Below are 15,362 nucleotides of genomic sequence, written 5' to 3' on the forward strand. Positions count from 1 at the left end.
TTATTCATCGCTCTATTACCACGCGGTAGAAACAAGTAAATATCCACGGCCCCAAATAGTTTTAATTTTCTCAGGGTTTTGTGGATCATCATTAAATTTTTTACGAAGTGCAGAAATAAGTACATCAACACTTCTATCAAGCCCGTCGTACTCTCTACCTTTCGTTGCTTTAAATACGGCATCGCGTGAGACAACTTGACCTGCATTGCTCGCTAGGTAGTGTAATAATAGATATTCGGCGCTTGATATGTTTATATCTTGCTCGTTAAGGGTCACATTTCTAGATTCGGTATTAATACTAAGTGCACCAACTTGAATAACGCTTTGGCTAACCTGTGGCTTATTTGGCTCATTGTTTTGACGCAGTGCTGCTTTTATGCGCGCTAGCAATGCACGTGGACGCACCGGTTTCATTATGTAGTCACTTGCGCCAACTTCTAAACCAATAACTTCATCCATCTCTTCATCGCGTGCGGTGAGCATTATAATAGGCGAATTATAAAAGCTACGAAGCTCTCTACATACGCTGATACCATCTTGCCCCGGGAGCATAATATCAAGGAGCACAATATTTGGGTTTAACGTTTTGACCTTGCTAACAACTTCGTCACCACGATGACAAACATGCGTTGTATAGCCTTGCTCTGTTAAATATTCAGCAACCCATTGCGCTAGTGATGCATCGTCTTCAACAAGTAAAATAGTGCCGTAGTTATCCATAAAATATCCCTAATGCGATTGGTATTAAAATAGTCGCCAGCGGCGTTTTTTTTGTCTGTTTTGATAAACCCATTGTAGTTTTACTTCTGCTGTACTGATGACTTTGGATGTATTGCTATCAAATAGTTCAAATGAAATGCTTCTCTGTGAGTCAAAAGCATAATTAAAAGTACCACTTTGTTGCTTTAGCCAACATTGCATAATGTACTTTGAAGTTGCATCGCGTAGGCAGTAATTGCCAATGATAGGTTGCTCCCACGTAAGTGTGACATCGGCATAGCAATTACGCCCTTCGCGCAGTGCAACACAAGTGTCGGGTAGTGCTATGAGTGCTTCAGGGGGGTCCTGCGCTTTAACAGTAAAGGTACTGGGAAAGATCAGTAATACCCAGATCCATCTAAAATACATAACGTAGGCCTACCTTGGCTTTATGTTGATATCCTTGGGAAATAATTGGGCTGTCGTCAATTTCTTTTGAAAACCATGTAGTAAGCCAACCGGATAAAAACACCCAATCTTGGCTTATTGGATATTCAGCATGGAACTCAAAGATAATACTAGTACTGGCATTGCTGTTATAAATCGGGCGAAGGCTGGTGGCTTCATCGCTATCAATGCCAAAGTAATAATTGGTAAAGTCAGCAGAGTAGGCGCTTAAACCAACACCAGACCTAAACTCCCAGTTTCGCCATGGCAAAATGTGGCTAAAAAAGCTATTTATAACCCAACCATTATGGGCACCAGATATGTCATGAAGGTATTCAAAGGAGAATTGTGAGTTTTCAAATCGGCGCGAGAGCCTAAGACCAACATCAAAATCGTAATTACGTTTTTTAATACCTTGGAGTTCTTTTATAACACCATGGTTATAAAACCCGAGGCCTTTTTCGTCAAACCCGGCTTGAGTATTTGTGCCAAGTATATCTAAGCCCCAATCAAATTTATCTATAAGGCTGTAACCAATTACAAGACCACCGCTGAGTTGATTGTGATCAAAATCAAGATAAAATTTATCGTAAGAAACAGCAAGACTTAAATCAAGCTCAACGCCCTTATCGTAAGATTCGATACCGATTAGGTAAGAATCTTCAATATAAAAGCCCGCACCTGCACTCCAATCCCAGGCAAAGCCTTGGGTTGGCTCTAACGTATTGTCTGCATAATAGCGATTACTTGCCATACTTGTGGTGCTAAAAATAAAGCAAAAAAGCAATGTTATGCTAACTAAAGTATGGTTAAGCAAAGTGTTTCTCATCCCTATGGGGCCTAATTATTATTTGTTATTAAGCGTAGTATATTGTTAATTCGGTCCTTTAATCTGTAAAAAAATGTAGTAAGTGTTAGGTCTGTTGAACTTTCAAGGTTAAATTTTCAGCATTCTGTTTGGTATATAGGCAAGGCAGAGCCTATGCAGTGTGGCTATTCCCCATAAATGGGCGATAACGTATCATTAATGCCAAACAGGCGCTGCCCAATGGGTTCTTCCTAAGGGCTATTTACGCTTTGTTGCTCGGTTTTTACTTATTCTTACATGGATGTAAGAATAAGTAAAAACCGAGCGCCGCGATTAAATAGCCCCTAGTTTGAACAAATTTTAATCCGTAAAGATCAACAGACCCTAATTTACTGAACTTTAATTTTATCGATTAATATACTGCTTAAGTAAAACTGCATCATAGGCGTTAATGCGCTTACTTCTGTTCTGTTACATGGACCACTAAGCTTGGCAAGGCTAGATAACTTTGACAATGTTTTGTACTGAGGAATTTGAATGTCTTTTCCAAGTCTTTCCATGCGAGCTTCATCAGTGTTTTGCTGATGGACAAAAGCGACAACCTCAAGCTCATTAGTTATTTTTTGCTCTTCGGTGAAACTATAAACTAGTGGCTCACGATGAAAACTTGCACTATCAATAGAAGATTTAGCAAACCAAACAACATCACCTGATGCTTTGTGTGTGAGGCGCATACTTACTTGTGCAAATATTGCAGCACATTCCTGAGTTGGGTATTGCTGAGCAATATCTGAATATAATGTAAAAGGGTTCTCAGGTTGCTTTATTGCGTACTTAACATCGTCAGTGAAAGTTAAATCAAGTTGCTGAATAGTTAGTGTGTAGTCGCTGTTATTTTTAGTGGTTACTTTTAGCTGTTTATCGTTAAGTGCTTGGCTAATTTGTGATAAAAGTTTATCGGTTACACTTGCCTTATCGGTAATAATTTTTACTGTTTGGTTTCTAACTACCTTATGTGCAGGAAGTTGAACGGATTTAACTTTTGGGGATGAGTGTTCTGTGGTGTACTCAAGCTGGTAGGTCTGACTTTTTAATGTTGGCTTTAATGGCATAGCCAGTGGCTCGGCCGGCTGCTTTGTAAGAGTACAACCAGTTGATAATATAACAAAAAGTGACACAACTAAAAAACGCATAAGTACTAAACACTCACTAAAAACCAAATAATCGTCGTATTGTACGTTAGTCCAAACAAAACTTCATGATATTATCTACATAGATGTAGTTAAAAAGATAAAATTTATAAAAATGAAGTATCTCAAATCTTTATTGTATAGCCTACCTGCTTTGTGTTTGTTGTTTAGCTCTGTGAGTTTTGCAGCAAAAGCAGATCCTGATTGGGATGCATTTGTAAAAAAGTACGGCCGTTATGCGCAAAAAAAACTGAAAAATAAAGGTATACCAGGCGCTGCACTTTCGATTGTAAGTACAAACAACTCAGACTACATCCATACGATGGGTGTAACTAAAACCCGAAATGGACAAAAAGTAGATAAGCATACCCGGTTTAGGCTCGCGTCTGTTTCTAAAACATTTGCAGGCTCGTTATCTGCTAAATTAGCCAATGAGGGTTTACTTAAATTAGATAAAGCTGTTAGCGATTACATAACTGAGTTCAAAGGGACTGTTTATCAAGATGATTTAAAGGTATTTCACCTTCTAAGTCATGCAAGTGGGTTAGTGCCTAATGCGTACGATAATTTGATAGAGTCTCGTATGGATTACCCCAGTATTGTTGAAAAATTACTTAGTGTTAAACCTATTTGCAAACCAGGCGAATGTTATGGTTATCAAAATGTTATGTTTAGCCTTATAGGTAATGTGATATTACAAAGCAGTGGTAAAAGTTACGCGCAGTGGTTACGGGAAACTATTTTTGCGCCTTTAAAAATGAGTGATGCCAGCTTAGGTTATGAATCTATGGTTCAGGATGAAAATTACGCATTACCACACGTGCGCGGTACAAAACGTTGGTATAGCGCTAAGCTTAAAAAAAATTATTATAAAGTGGGACCTGCAGCGGGTGTAAACGCAAGTGCAAGTGACATGGCCATTTGGTTAAAAGCCCAGCTAGGGCAATACCCAGATGTTTTGTCATTGGATACTCTAGCAAAGCAAACGCGTCCTTATACACATACAAAAAAAGAAATGCATCGCAGGGTGTGGAAAAAACACCTTAATGAGGCTTATTACGGACTAGGTTGGCGGGTTTATAATTACGCTGACGAAACGCTTTACTATCATAGTGGCTGGGTGCAAGGATATAGAAGCGATGTGGTTGTGTTTCCCCACTTAAATGTTGGTTTTAGTTTAATCGTTAATGCTGAAACCGGCGTAATAAATGAATTAACAACTGAATTTATCGACAGGCTATTAGAATACAAACGAGGTAAAAAAATATGAATAAAATAATATTAGCAATCACTTTTTTAGCCTTGTCATTTAATTGTAGTTTGGCATTTGCCGCCCCTGACGAGGTATATTTGTTTCGTCATAGCGAAAAGTTAACGGGGAAAAACCCAGCGCTCTCAGAAGAGGGGAAGGCACGTGCAAATAATTTAGTTACTTTGTTTAAAGAACATCAAAATATACATCTTTTTAGCAGCAACTATAAACGCACGTTGCAAACAGCCGCACCTTTGCAGGCACATTTTAATACCAAATTAAATGTGTATAACGCAGGTGAGCTAGGTGATTTAAAAAATGAGTTACTCAAACTAAAGGGTGTAGTTGTTGTTATTGGGCACAGTAATACGACGCCGCAACTGGCTGAACTACTCTCCAATGAAAAAGTGCCAGCTATGAGTGAGACACAATTTACTCAGTATTTTATATTGCATAATAAGCCCAGAAGTAATGGCACTGATTATGATGTAACGCACCATACAATGAGCTTTTAAATTAAAAAGTGTTATATAACAAAAAACCAGCATTAAGCTGGTTTTTTAATTTAAACGTACTAAATCCTTTAAATAGGATTAATTAGTTACGTGGTAAATGTATTTTTTTCTCAACACTTTGACGATAAAGCACAATAGTGTGACCTATCGTTTGTAGCTTAGTCGCACCAGTTTCACGTACGATTGCTTCAAAAATAAGTGCTTTTGTTTCACGATCATCAGTTGGAACTTTAACTTTGATTAATTCGTGAATTTCTAATGCACTTTGAATTTCGACTACTACGCCTTCGGTTAAACCGTTAGAACCTAGTAAAACTACAGGCTTGAGGCTATGTGCCTGACCTTTTAAAAACTGCTTTTGTTTGTTTGATAATGTCATGTTTATACAAATTTTGCTGAATATGGCTTGAATTAAGGGTATTCTAACGCCATCTAGAGAATATTACTAATTAGTTGCGTGTTAATTTATGACAAATAAAAAACAGTCAGCCAGTTCACAGCGATGGCTGAAAGAACATTTTGATGATAAATATGTTCAAGAAGCGCAAAAAAAAGGCTGGCGTTCACGAGCGGTTTTTAAATTAGATGAAGTACAAAATAGAGATAAGTTACTTCGCCCTGGTATGACCGTTGTTGATTTAGGAGCAGCTCCAGGAAGCTGGTCACAGTATTTGGCAGAAAAAGTAGGTGACAAAGGTCAAGTAATTGCCTGTGACATATTACCTATGGACTCACTTGCGGGTGTTGACTTTTTACAAGGTGACTTTCGTGAAGAAGCTGTGTTAAATGCGTTGCTAAAACGTATTGATGGTAAAAATGTTGATGTGGTACTCTCTGACATGGCACCAAATATGAGTGGTAATAACTCAGTAGATCAAGCGGGTAGTATGTATTTGGTAGAACTTGCGCTGGATATGTGTAGTCAAGTACTAAAGAAAAATGGCGCATTTATTGTTAAGGTTTTCCAAGGTGAAGGCTTTGATCAATACTTGCAAGATGTACGTAATAGTTTTAAAGCAGTGAAAATACGCAAACCTGATGCCTCACGTGCCCGTTCTCGGGAAGTATATATAGTAGCGACTGGATACAAACTGTAGTACAGTTGCTTGGCGTTTAGTTGAATTTAAATTAATTGGATACAAGAGGTTAACCCCTTGAGCGATATGGCGAAAAATTTAATACTATGGCTGGTGATTGCAGTTGTGCTGATGTCAGTCTTTCAGAGCTTTAATGGTGGCGAGCAAGTTGATCGTCAAACAAGTTACACTCAATTTGTTAAAGATGTCCGCAGTGGCTCTTTACAAGAAGTTATTATCGACCGCGGTACAGGAAATATTACTGGTACTAAAAGCAGTGGTGAGCGTTTTCAAACAACGATGCCAATGTACGATGAAGACTTAATAAATGATTTACTTAAAAATGATGTAAATGTGAAGGGTGTACAACCTGAAGAACAATCATTCTTAGCAAGTATATTTATTTCTTGGTTCCCGATGATACTGCTTATTGGTGTATGGATATTCTTCATGCGTCAAATGCAAGGCGGCGGCGGTAAAGGCGCTATGTCATTTGGTAAGAGTAAAGCTCGTTTAATGAGCGAAGATCAAATTAAAACAACGTTTGCAGATGTTGCTGGTTGTGATGAAGCGAAAGAAGATGTTACCGAATTGGTAGACTTTTTACGTGACCCTTCTAAGTTTCAAAAGCTTGGCGGTAGTATTCCTAAAGGCGTACTAATGGTTGGTCCTCCTGGTACTGGTAAAACGTTACTTGCAAAGGCTGTTGCGGGTGAAGCGAAAGTACCGTTTTTTACAATTTCTGGTTCAGATTTTGTTGAAATGTTTGTCGGTGTTGGTGCGTCACGTGTACGTGATATGTTTGAACAAGCTAAAAAAGCGGCACCTTGTATTATCTTTATAGATGAGATTGATGCGGTTGGTCGTAAACGTGGCGCAGGTATGGGCGGCGGTAACGATGAACGTGAGCAAACACTCAACCAAATGCTAGTAGAAATGGATGGTTTTGGTGGTAACGAAGGTATTATCGTTATTGCGGCAACTAACCGACCAGATGTTCTCGACCCTGCATTACTTCGTCCAGGTCGTTTTGACCGTCAAGTTGAAGTAGGTTTACCTGATATACGTGGTCGTGAGCAAATACTTAAAGTACACATGCGTAAAGTGCCATTAGGCGATAACGTAGAGGCGGCTCTTATAGCACGTGGAACACCCGGTTTTTCTGGCGCTGATTTAGCGAACTTAGTAAACGAAGCTGCACTTTATGCTGCACGTGGTAATAAACGTGTTGTAAGTATGGCTGAATTTGACGCTGCTAAAGATAAAATCATGATGGGCGCAGAGCGCAAAACCATGGTGATGAGCGAGCAAGAAAAAGAAATGACAGCATATCACGAAGCAGGCCACGCAATTGTGGGCCGTATGGTTCCTGAACATGATCCGGTTTACAAAGTATCTATTATTCCACGTGGCCGTGCGCTAGGTGTAACAATGTACTTGCCTGAACAAGACCGTGTTAGTCATTCAAAAGAGCTTTTAGAATCAATGATTTCAAGCCTTTATGGTGGCCGTATTGCTGAAGCGCTTATTTATGGTGCTGACAAAGTAACAACGGGTGCAAGTAACGATATTGAGCGCGCAACTGATATTGCACGTAAAATGGTTACACATTGGGGTTTAAGTGAAAAGCTAGGTCCATTGCTTTACGCTGAAGATCAAAACGAGATGTATATGGGTGGTGGCGGAAGCCGTGCATCTAGTATGTCGGATGATACTGCTAAAGTAATTGATGCTGAAGTACGCTTGTTTTCAGATCGTAACTACCAAAGAGCAGAAGAAATATTAAAAGAAAATATTGATATTCTTCACTCAATGAAAGACGCGTTAATGAAATACGAAACAATCGACGCTAAGCAAATTGATGATTTAATGGCGCGCCAACCAGTGCGTGAGCCGCGCGATGCTCATGACCGTCATGAAGCTAAACCGGTAAAAGAGCAAGAACCTCAAGAACCAGTTGCCCATGAAAGTCAAAAGACTGATGATTCATCGAAAAAAGATGAAACAAACCTTGATGATAAAGCTGAATAATCGTTAAAATAGCTAGTGAAAGCCCCGAATTTCGGGGCTTTTTTGTATCAGCTATTTAGAAAAAGAATAAAGGTTGGCAATGACTAATATATTAAAGCTTCCCAGAGGACGTACGCTCAATATTGAAAAGCCTGTTATTATGGGAATATTGAATGTAACGCCAGACTCATTTTCTGACGGCGGGCAGTTTTTAGACCCCAAAATAGCGCTAAAACGCGCAATGCAATTATTAGAGGATGGTGCGCAAATTTTAGATATCGGGGGGGAGTCTACCCGCCCCGGCGCGCCAGATGTGAGTTTGAAAGATGAACTTGCCCGAGTAATCCCCGCTATTAAAGCGATACGTGAGTACAGTGATTGCGTTATTTCAATTGATACTAGTAAAGCGCAAGTTATGGAGCAAGCAATACTCGCTGGGGCAGATATAGTCAATGATGTAAGAGCTCTACAAGAAATAAACGCCTTAGAAACGGTTGCGCAGTATGAAGATGTAGCAATTTGTTTAATGCATATGCAAGGGCAACCTCGCAGTATGCAGTGCGCACCTCATTACGACAATCTGTTTGCAGATATAAATATGTTTTTTAGTGAACGTATTAAAGCATGTGAAACAGCAGGGATTAAGTTTGAACGACTTATTCTAGACCCTGGTTTTGGATTTGGAAAAACACTTAGCCATAACTATCAAATATTGGCTAAGTTTGATGATTTTAACAAGTTAGGTTTGCCATTATTGGCTGGATTATCTCGTAAGTCGATGATAGGTAATCTATTAAATAGAGAAACAAATGAGCGATTAGCGGGCAGCTTAGCGGGTGCGTTAATCGCGGCGCAAAATGGCGCAAAAATTATTCGTGTACATGACGTTAAAGAAACCGCAGATGTACTTGGTGTATATCAAGCCTGCGAGAAAGGAATTGCATAATGAAAGAAAGAAAATATTTTGGTACTGATGGCGTACGTGGTCTAGTAGGAACGCCACCTATTAATCCTGAGTTTGCAATGAAGTTGGGTTGGGCTGCGGGACGCGTATTATCACAAAGTGGCACTAAAAAAGTAATTATAGGTAAAGATACGCGTATTTCGGGCTACATGCTTGAAACCGCACTTGAGGCTGGTTTAATTGCCGCTGGTATTGATGTTGTATTACTGGGTCCAATGCCGACACCTGCAGTTGCGTATTTAGCGCAAACATTTCGTGCAGAGGCAGGTATAGTAATTAGTGCCTCACATAACCCTTATTACGATAACGGTATTAAGTTTTTCAATGGGCAGGGTCTAAAGCTTGACGATGAAGTAGAGCTTCAAATTGAAGCGATGCTTGATGAGCAAATGACATGTGTTGCTTCAGATAAACTAGGTAAAGCTTCGCGTTTAGTTAGTGCAGACGGCCGTTATATAGAGTTTTGTAAGAGCCAGTTCCCCCAAGGGTTATCTTTAGAAGGGCTTAAAATTGTTGTCGATTGCGCAAATGGCGCTACATACCATATAGCTCCTTCTGTCATGCGCGAACTTGGCGCTGAAGTTATAACACATGCATGCGAGCCTAATGGCGTTAATATAAATCATGAATGTGGCGCTACTCATGTAGATACCCTTAAACGCAAAGTGCTTGAATTTAAAGCTGACGTAGGTATTGCATACGATGGGGATGGCGATCGTGTAATGATGGTTGATCATAATGGTCGTGTATTTGATGGTGACGATTTAGTTTATATTATTGCTTGCCAAGCTGCCGAAGATGATATGTTGGGTGGAGGTGTAGTTGGCACTGTAATGTCTAACATGGGTCTTGAAAATGCTTTAAAAGCGAAAGGTATCGAGTTTGCTCGCAGTAAAGTGGGTGACCGCTATGTAATGGAATTACTACAGCAAAAAGGCTGGAAAATTGGCGGTGAAAGCTCAGGCCATGTATTAAATTTAGATTTAATTAGCACGGGTGATGGCATTATATCAAGTTTGCAAGTACTTGCAGCTATGGTTGCACAAAACCGTACACTACAAGATTTGGGTGCTGGTTTTACTAAATATCCAATGAAAATGATTAACGTGCGCTATACCGCTGGAACAGAACCGACAAAAGCGCCAGAGGTACTTTCAGCTGTAGCAGAAGTTGAGCTTGCTTTAGGCGACAAAGGCCGAGTTTTACTGCGCAAATCAGGCACAGAACCTGTTGTTCGTGTTATGGTTGAAGCCGAGCAAGAAAAAATTGTAATAGACAGCGCTCAAAAAATTGCAGCTGTTGTAGAATCTATGAGCAAACAGACTGATTAATAACAATAACCTCTTGTAACTTTGGGCGAGAAAAGTTAATATCTCGCCCGCTTTCTAATGTGGAGTGGAAAATGGCAATACGCAAGGCGATGGTCGCAGGCAACTGGAAAATGAATGGTTCGTTAGAGCTAGTTAAACAAATGTCTGATGCTATTAACGATGTAAAATCACAAGAGACGGACATTGTTTTATTTCCTCCATTCCCACTTGTACCAGCGATGATAGCTAGTGGTGTTTCTACAGGCGCTCAAACTGTTTCTGAAAATACACCTGGTGCGTTTACCGGTGAAGTAGATGGACAGCTTCTAAAAGATTTAGGTGCAACTTACGTACTCGTTGGTCACTCTGAACGCCGCAGTATTTATAACGAAAGTAATGAAACTGTCGCTGAAAAGTTTGCTAGAGCACAAGAAGTTGGGTTAACACCAATTTTATGTGTTGGCGAAAGTGAAAGTGAGCAAGAAAACGGTCAAACCGAACAAGTAGTTGCTGCACAAATTGATGCAGTAATTGAAAAATTAGGTGTAGCAGCACTGAAAGATTCTGTGATAGCATACGAGCCCGTTTGGGCCATAGGCACAGGTAAGACTGCATCGCCAGAGCAGGCACAAACTGTTCATAAATTTATCCGTGATAAAATTGCTGCACTTGATAGCACTTTAGCACAAGGGCTTACCATCTTATATGGTGGTAGCGTTAATGAAAAAAATAGCGAATTATTATTTGCACAAACAGATATAGATGGCGGCTTAATTGGCGGCGCAAGTCTAAAAGCAGAATCTTTTTCTGCAATCTGTAACAGTGCAAAAGGGACTGTATAAGATGTACGAAATTTTATTAGTAGTTTATTTAGTTGTGGCTTTAGCTCTAGTTGGAATGGTTTTAATTCAACAAGGTAAAGGCGCAGATATGGGTTCTTCATTTGGCGCTGGTGCATCAGGCACGGTTTTTGGTTCATCAGGTGCTGGTAACTTTATGACAAAAACAACCACAAGCTTAGCAACAGTATTTTTTGTTTTAAGCATTGTGCTAGGTAACCTAACTGCAGGTCAAATTAAAAAGACTGACGAGTGGGAAAACCTAGAAGCAGCTCCTGCAGTGGAAACTGTATTTCCTGTTGAAGAAGATGTTCCGGTAACTTCTACGAAAGAGCAAAGCTCTGACGTACCGAACTAATTTAGCGTAATGCTATCGTTAAACGATTTATACTCCTCAAATAAATCATATGTTTAACAAATAAGCGAAAGCTTAAAAATGCGGATGTGGTGGAATTGGTAGACACGCCACCTTGAGGGGGTGGTGCTTTCGGGCGTGGGGGTTCAAGTCCCCCCATCCGCACCAAATTTAGAAACCAGTAACAGAAATGTTACTGGTTTTTTTGTGCCTGCGATTTAAATTGAATGTTATTTGTACTTTCTTTTTTTAAAGGGCAATTAGTTATGTAGAATTTTGAATTGTTTGTAAAAAAACTAGAAATTTTACAAATTTAGTTAACACTTATGAGTAATAAGCCGATAATAGATTTAGACAATAAAATAAGGTATTCACAATGGCTTCAGGCTTCACTTTTCAAAATCTCAGCATAAGTAAAAAAATACATGCGATTACGAGTATTGCTGTCGTTGCATTTTTAGTGATTGTTCTGATCAACTATTTTGCTATGAATGATAATAGAATTGCACTTGATGAAATGGAAAAATCATCCTACAAAGTTGTTAAGTTAACATCTGCTAATGTTGGCATTTTAGAGAAGCTGGACGAACTTTACACCCAAGCCGTAACATTTGGTGAGCAAGATTTAGTCGAGAAAGCATCTGACACATACAAGCAACTTGAGTTGAATATTATTGCGATAGAAAAAATAAATGCCTCTTACATTCACAGTGACACTAAAGAGCAGCTCGCAAATTACGAAAAAATATCAGCGACTATCGCAAATGGCATGGTAAATGGAACAGCAGATTTTAGTAAAATTCAACAACAAGCACAGAGGAAAACAGCGCTTTATACCGATGTCTTAGAAAAGTTTAAGGCAGCACAAGTAAAAGCTGACGATCGCTTTTTTGAACTTGTTGCAAGCACAAAGGACCGTTCTGATTACGCCCTTACGTTAATGTTAGCTGTTTCTATTGTATCGCTTATTTTATTACTCTTTATGGCTATTTGGATAGCTAAGCGAATTGCTTCTTCGGCAAGTGATGCGGCAAATAATTTAAGCTTATTAGCAAGCGGTAAAGGCTCGCTAAGCACTAAATTGACAGTTAACTCTGAAGATGAAATAGGTCAAGTATCTATAAATTTCAACTCTTTTATTGGCATATTGAAAAAAACGGTGTTAGAAATTATAGCAGTTTGCGAACCGTTAATGGAAAACTCTACTCGTTTAGTGCAGGGGATGGAACAAGCGGAGCGTGCAACGACTAAACAAACCACTGATGCTGAGATTGTAAAGCAATCAATGGAAGAAATGAAACAGAGTGTAGGAGATATCTCTCAATCAGCTGCAAGTGCTTCTCATGCAGCGCAAACGGCAGAGAAAGAAGTTGAGCAAAGTAGAACTCAAGTACAAACATCAGTAACCGCTTCTCGTACGTTAAGTGATGAGATTAATCACGCTGCTACAACTATCAATAAATTAGCAGACGATACAAAAAATGTGTCGCAAATATTAAATGTTATTACATCAATAGCGGAGCAAACAAATTTACTTGCACTTAATGCTGCCATTGAGGCTGCCCGTGCTGGTGAGCATGGCCGAGGCTTTGCTGTTGTCGCTGATGAAGTTAGAGAGCTTGCATCGCGAACTGCTCATTCTACAAATGAGATTCGAGAGCTGTTGACTACTTTAACTGAAGCGGCTAACGAATCAGTTACTGCAATGACGACTGCAAGAGATATGGCTACAGATAATGCAACTGCAGCAGAAAAAACGGGTATTTCTATAGAGAAAATTGCAGAGCAAATGTTAGAAATAAATGGAATGAACTCACAAATTGCTGCTGCCACAGAAGAGCAAACATCAGTTGCTGCTATGGTTGTAGAAAACGTGACAAATATGCACGTATCATTTGAAGATACAATGGACTCGCTAACGGCTGTGAGGGATGTAGCTAAAAACCTTCATTACCTTTCAGACAACCTATTAGATGCCACGGCTAAATTTAAAATTGAGTAACGTAGCTAAATCAATTCGAAGTAATGCTTATTCAATTTGAGAGGGCAGGTCAGACGCTAGCCGCGTTAAAATTTCTTATTTAGAATACTAAATAAGAATTTTTTTGCCTTGCTATCGACACCGTTTTTCTCCTTCAAAATATCTCACTTAATTGAGCGTATTGTTATTAAAGTTAAGTTATAAAAAAACCACCGATTAGGTGGTTTTTTTTATTTAATAATAGCAATTAAAAGGTAGCAATTACTTTAACTTTATCAGTTGCTTTACTGCTATCTATATAGCCGATTGAATCACCATTAGCGGCAACAAAGTCAATGACAGCTTGATCTGAATCAAACTTTTCAGGCGGTGTCCCTTTACCTGTAAAAACAAGTTTTGACCAATAGGCATTTAATTGGCTGCTCGATTTACCTACCACTTTAGAATTGAATTCATCAGCAATAGCGGTACCGTTTTGAGTTGCTGGGTTGACCTTATTGCCGTTATCAAACGACTTGGCCTTTCCTAAGTAAATTTTCTTAATAGTCTCTGCATCAAGTGCATTTGCATTACCAGGATTTACAATTACTGCAACTTCAGCCAAAGCACCGAAAGAACATAATGAAAGCGCACTAGCTAGGATTAATTTTTTCATATTCCGCTCCAATTAAAATACTAAATCAACACCAACGGCGACTATATCCGTTTCAGTGTCAGTGATGTCATCATCAAATCGACTAAAGTCAATTTTAAATGCAGCTGAAGGGTGGAAGTCATAACGTGCGCCAATTGTGTAAACATTACTTTTTGCTTTAGAGCCTTCTAATGCTGAATTTATACCTGCATTTAATTGCGGCACAGCTGTAAGTGAATCATAACGGTTGTTATCGTGTTTATCGTCGTTGTTTTCATAGGTAACGTGAACAAGCCACTCATCCATACGATAGCCTAGAGAGGTATAGTATTGAGTTTGCTCAGCTAAAGCGCTGTTATCGACTTCAAACTGAGTATACTCTGCATCAAATAAAATATTGTTGTAGTCAATTGAAAAGCCAAGTGCGAAAAATGCCCCATCGTCTTCATTTACAGCAATGCTATCAGCTTGATCTGTGAAACCCGAGCTGCGAAGAGTTGCCTCTAGGCCATTAAGGGCGATACCTGCATCAGTATCATTTTCAATGTCAATGGTGGTCTCTGCTACAAAATAGGCAACACGTGCGCTAAACCAATCGTAACTAAGTGACCAGTTAAGACCAGCGATATCATTAAGCTCAGTTTCGCCATTGACCGACACTACTGAGATATTATCTTCAAAGCTACCATATATGACTTGAAGACTTGAGTCCCAATCACCGATTTGTGAGGTATATAGTAAGCTCAACCCTTCGTAAGTAGAAAATGGTAAATTATAAACCGATTGAGGAGGGCGAACCCAGCGATAAGTGTAACCTACATCTAGAAAGTCAGAGTATTTGTAAAATGGCGCACGCATTTTACCAGCGCTGAGTTGTAATTCATCACTAAACTCATAAGTTAAATACGCCCACTCAAAATCGGCATCAAAATCATTCTCGCCGCGAGCCACAATTTGCGCTGTTGCGCTGAGCTTTTCCTGAAGATCGGCAGATAATTGTAATGCAAATACACTCTCATTTTTAAATGAGATATCATCGTCATATCCGTATAAGGTTTGATCACTGTCTAGGCTTTTACCACCCACTATAGATGCAAAACCATTAATACGTACTTCAGCGCTTGCATAGCTAGATGCAAGTACAGCACATACAGCTACTGCTACAGATAGCTTTTTCATATGTATTTCCTATTTGTTATTTAGATGTTGATTTCTTTATTATTATAGGTCCATAACTTCTATTTATCTAATAATTAGAATAGTTTAAGTTTTTTATTTTTAT

16 protein-coding genes and 1 tRNA gene are annotated in these 15,362 nt (G+C 39.2%); 10 read left to right on the forward strand and 7 right to left on the reverse strand.

Annotated elements, in window-relative coordinates; genetic code table 11:
• Positions 1-15: 15 nt before the first annotated feature.
• The 4 genes from H5115_RS09625 to H5115_RS09640 form a co-directional block, all read right to left on the reverse strand.
• The gene (locus H5115_RS09625) at positions 16-720 is read right to left on the reverse strand and encodes a response regulator transcription factor (protein ID WP_039484510.1); all 705 of its coding nucleotides are present in this window, start codon (positions 718-720) and stop codon (positions 16-18) included.
• Positions 721-744: 24 nt separating this feature from the next.
• Complete coding sequence (locus tag H5115_RS09630; RefSeq protein ID WP_182754964.1) at positions 745-1,128, reverse strand: DUF3019 domain-containing protein; 384 nt, start codon at positions 1,126-1,128, stop codon at positions 745-747.
• On the reverse strand, positions 1,118-1,900 hold the full coding sequence (locus tag H5115_RS09635; RefSeq protein WP_259396366.1) for a MipA/OmpV family protein: 783 nt from the start codon (positions 1,898-1,900) through the stop codon (positions 1,118-1,120). The genes H5115_RS09630 and H5115_RS09635 overlap by 11 nt, the downstream gene beginning before the upstream one ends.
• A gap of 443 nt (positions 1,901-2,343) precedes the next feature.
• Entirely contained in the window at positions 2,344-3,147 is an 804-nt protein-coding gene (locus H5115_RS09640; RefSeq protein ID WP_002963149.1) for a hypothetical protein, read from the reverse strand.
• Between the two features lie 112 nt (positions 3,148-3,259).
• Between H5115_RS09640 and H5115_RS09645 the strand changes: the two genes are divergently transcribed.
• Entirely contained in the window at positions 3,260-4,414 is a 1,155-nt protein-coding gene (locus tag H5115_RS09645; RefSeq protein ID WP_182754968.1) for a serine hydrolase, read from the forward strand.
• Entirely contained in the window at positions 4,411-4,911 is a 501-nt protein-coding gene (locus tag H5115_RS09650) for a histidine phosphatase family protein (RefSeq protein ID WP_002963152.1), read from the forward strand. Before H5115_RS09645 ends, H5115_RS09650 begins: the two co-directional genes overlap by 4 nt.
• Positions 4,912-4,993: 82 nt before the next feature.
• Here H5115_RS09650 and yhbY read toward each other — a convergent pair whose 3' ends face one another.
• Positions 4,994-5,290 (reverse strand): ribosome assembly RNA-binding protein YhbY, encoded by a 297-nt coding sequence (yhbY, locus tag H5115_RS09655; protein WP_002963153.1) that lies wholly within the window; start codon positions 5,288-5,290, stop codon positions 4,994-4,996.
• A gap of 88 nt (positions 5,291-5,378) precedes the next feature.
• Between yhbY and rlmE the strand changes: the two genes are divergently transcribed.
• The 8 genes from rlmE (at position 5,379) to H5115_RS09695 (ending at position 13,467) form a co-directional block, all read left to right on the forward strand.
• Entirely contained in the window at positions 5,379-6,008 is a 630-nt protein-coding gene (gene rlmE, locus H5115_RS09660) for a 23S rRNA (uridine(2552)-2'-O)-methyltransferase RlmE (RefSeq protein WP_002963155.1), read from the forward strand.
• A 66-nt stretch (positions 6,009-6,074) separates the two neighbouring features.
• Positions 6,075-8,018, forward strand: a complete 1,944-nt coding sequence (gene ftsH / locus H5115_RS09665) for an ATP-dependent zinc metalloprotease FtsH (protein ID WP_033022256.1) — start codon at positions 6,075-6,077, stop codon at positions 8,016-8,018.
• A 79-nt stretch (positions 8,019-8,097) separates the two neighbouring features.
• Positions 8,098-8,943: a dihydropteroate synthase gene (folP, locus tag H5115_RS09670; RefSeq protein ID WP_039484489.1), complete on the forward strand. Its 846-nt coding sequence runs from the start codon at positions 8,098-8,100 to the stop codon at positions 8,941-8,943.
• Entirely contained in the window at positions 8,943-10,292 is a 1,350-nt protein-coding gene (glmM, locus tag H5115_RS09675; RefSeq protein WP_182754970.1) for a phosphoglucosamine mutase, read from the forward strand. The genes folP and glmM overlap by 1 nt, the downstream gene beginning before the upstream one ends.
• 71 nt (positions 10,293-10,363) lie before the next feature.
• A complete protein-coding gene (gene tpiA / locus H5115_RS09680) occupies positions 10,364-11,113 on the forward strand; it encodes a triose-phosphate isomerase (protein ID WP_182754972.1) in 750 nt (249 codons plus the stop codon).
• A 1-nt stretch (position 11,114) separates the two neighbouring features.
• The gene (gene secG, locus H5115_RS09685; RefSeq protein WP_182754974.1) at positions 11,115-11,468 is read left to right on the forward strand and encodes a preprotein translocase subunit SecG; all 354 of its coding nucleotides are present in this window, start codon (positions 11,115-11,117) and stop codon (positions 11,466-11,468) included.
• A gap of 80 nt (positions 11,469-11,548) precedes the next feature.
• Positions 11,549-11,633, forward strand: a tRNA-Leu gene (locus H5115_RS09690).
• Between the two features lie 208 nt (positions 11,634-11,841).
• Complete coding sequence (locus H5115_RS09695) at positions 11,842-13,467, forward strand: methyl-accepting chemotaxis protein (RefSeq protein ID WP_002962771.1); 1,626 nt, start codon at positions 11,842-11,844, stop codon at positions 13,465-13,467.
• 226 nt (positions 13,468-13,693) lie between these two features.
• On the opposite strand, the gene H5115_RS09700 is transcribed toward H5115_RS09695, so the two are convergent.
• Together H5115_RS09700 and H5115_RS09705 are read right to left on the reverse strand one after the other, a co-directional pair.
• Positions 13,694-14,101, reverse strand: coding sequence for a hypothetical protein (locus tag H5115_RS09700; protein ID WP_002962772.1), 408 nt, complete (start codon positions 14,099-14,101; stop codon positions 13,694-13,696).
• Positions 14,102-14,113: 12 nt separating this feature from the next.
• Complete coding sequence (locus H5115_RS09705; protein WP_182754976.1) at positions 14,114-15,259, reverse strand: porin; 1,146 nt, start codon at positions 15,257-15,259, stop codon at positions 14,114-14,116.
• Positions 15,260-15,362 lie beyond the last annotated feature (103 nt).

The organism is Pseudoalteromonas sp. SR44-2, from assembly GCF_014163745.1.
Classification (GTDB): Bacteria; Pseudomonadota; Gammaproteobacteria; order Enterobacterales; family Alteromonadaceae; genus Pseudoalteromonas; species Pseudoalteromonas distincta.

Coding starts and splice junctions, on each gene's coding strand:
- H5115_RS09700 (WP_002962772.1), bottom strand. CDS start 14,101: ATGAAAAAATTAATCCTAGCTAGTGCGCTTTCATTATGTTCTTTCGGT.
- glmM (WP_182754970.1), top strand. CDS start 8,943: ATGAAAGAAAGAAAATATTTTGGTACTGATGGCGTACGTGGTCTAGTA.
- yhbY (WP_002963153.1), bottom strand. CDS start 5,290: ATGACATTATCAAACAAACAAAAGCAGTTTTTAAAAGGTCAGGCACAT.
- H5115_RS09695 (WP_002962771.1), top strand. CDS start 11,842: ATGGCTTCAGGCTTCACTTTTCAAAATCTCAGCATAAGTAAAAAAATA.
- rlmE (WP_002963155.1), top strand. CDS start 5,379: ATGACAAATAAAAAACAGTCAGCCAGTTCACAGCGATGGCTGAAAGAA.
- folP (WP_039484489.1), top strand. CDS start 8,098: ATGACTAATATATTAAAGCTTCCCAGAGGACGTACGCTCAATATTGAA.
- H5115_RS09625 (WP_039484510.1), bottom strand. CDS start 720: ATGGATAACTACGGCACTATTTTACTTGTTGAAGACGATGCATCACTA.
- secG (WP_182754974.1), top strand. CDS start 11,115: ATGTACGAAATTTTATTAGTAGTTTATTTAGTTGTGGCTTTAGCTCTA.
- H5115_RS09705 (WP_182754976.1), bottom strand. CDS start 15,259: ATGAAAAAGCTATCTGTAGCAGTAGCTGTATGTGCTGTACTTGCATCT.
- tpiA (WP_182754972.1), top strand. CDS start 10,364: ATGGCAATACGCAAGGCGATGGTCGCAGGCAACTGGAAAATGAATGGT.
- H5115_RS09645 (WP_182754968.1), top strand. CDS start 3,260: ATGAAGTATCTCAAATCTTTATTGTATAGCCTACCTGCTTTGTGTTTG.
- H5115_RS09635 (WP_259396366.1), bottom strand. CDS start 1,900: ATGGCAAGTAATCGCTATTATGCAGACAATACGTTAGAGCCAACCCAA.
- ftsH (WP_033022256.1), top strand. CDS start 6,075: ATGGCGAAAAATTTAATACTATGGCTGGTGATTGCAGTTGTGCTGATG.
- H5115_RS09630 (WP_182754964.1), bottom strand. CDS start 1,128: ATGTATTTTAGATGGATCTGGGTATTACTGATCTTTCCCAGTACCTTT.
- H5115_RS09640 (WP_002963149.1), bottom strand. CDS start 3,147: ATGCGTTTTTTAGTTGTGTCACTTTTTGTTATATTATCAACTGGTTGT.
- H5115_RS09650 (WP_002963152.1), top strand. CDS start 4,411: ATGAATAAAATAATATTAGCAATCACTTTTTTAGCCTTGTCATTTAAT.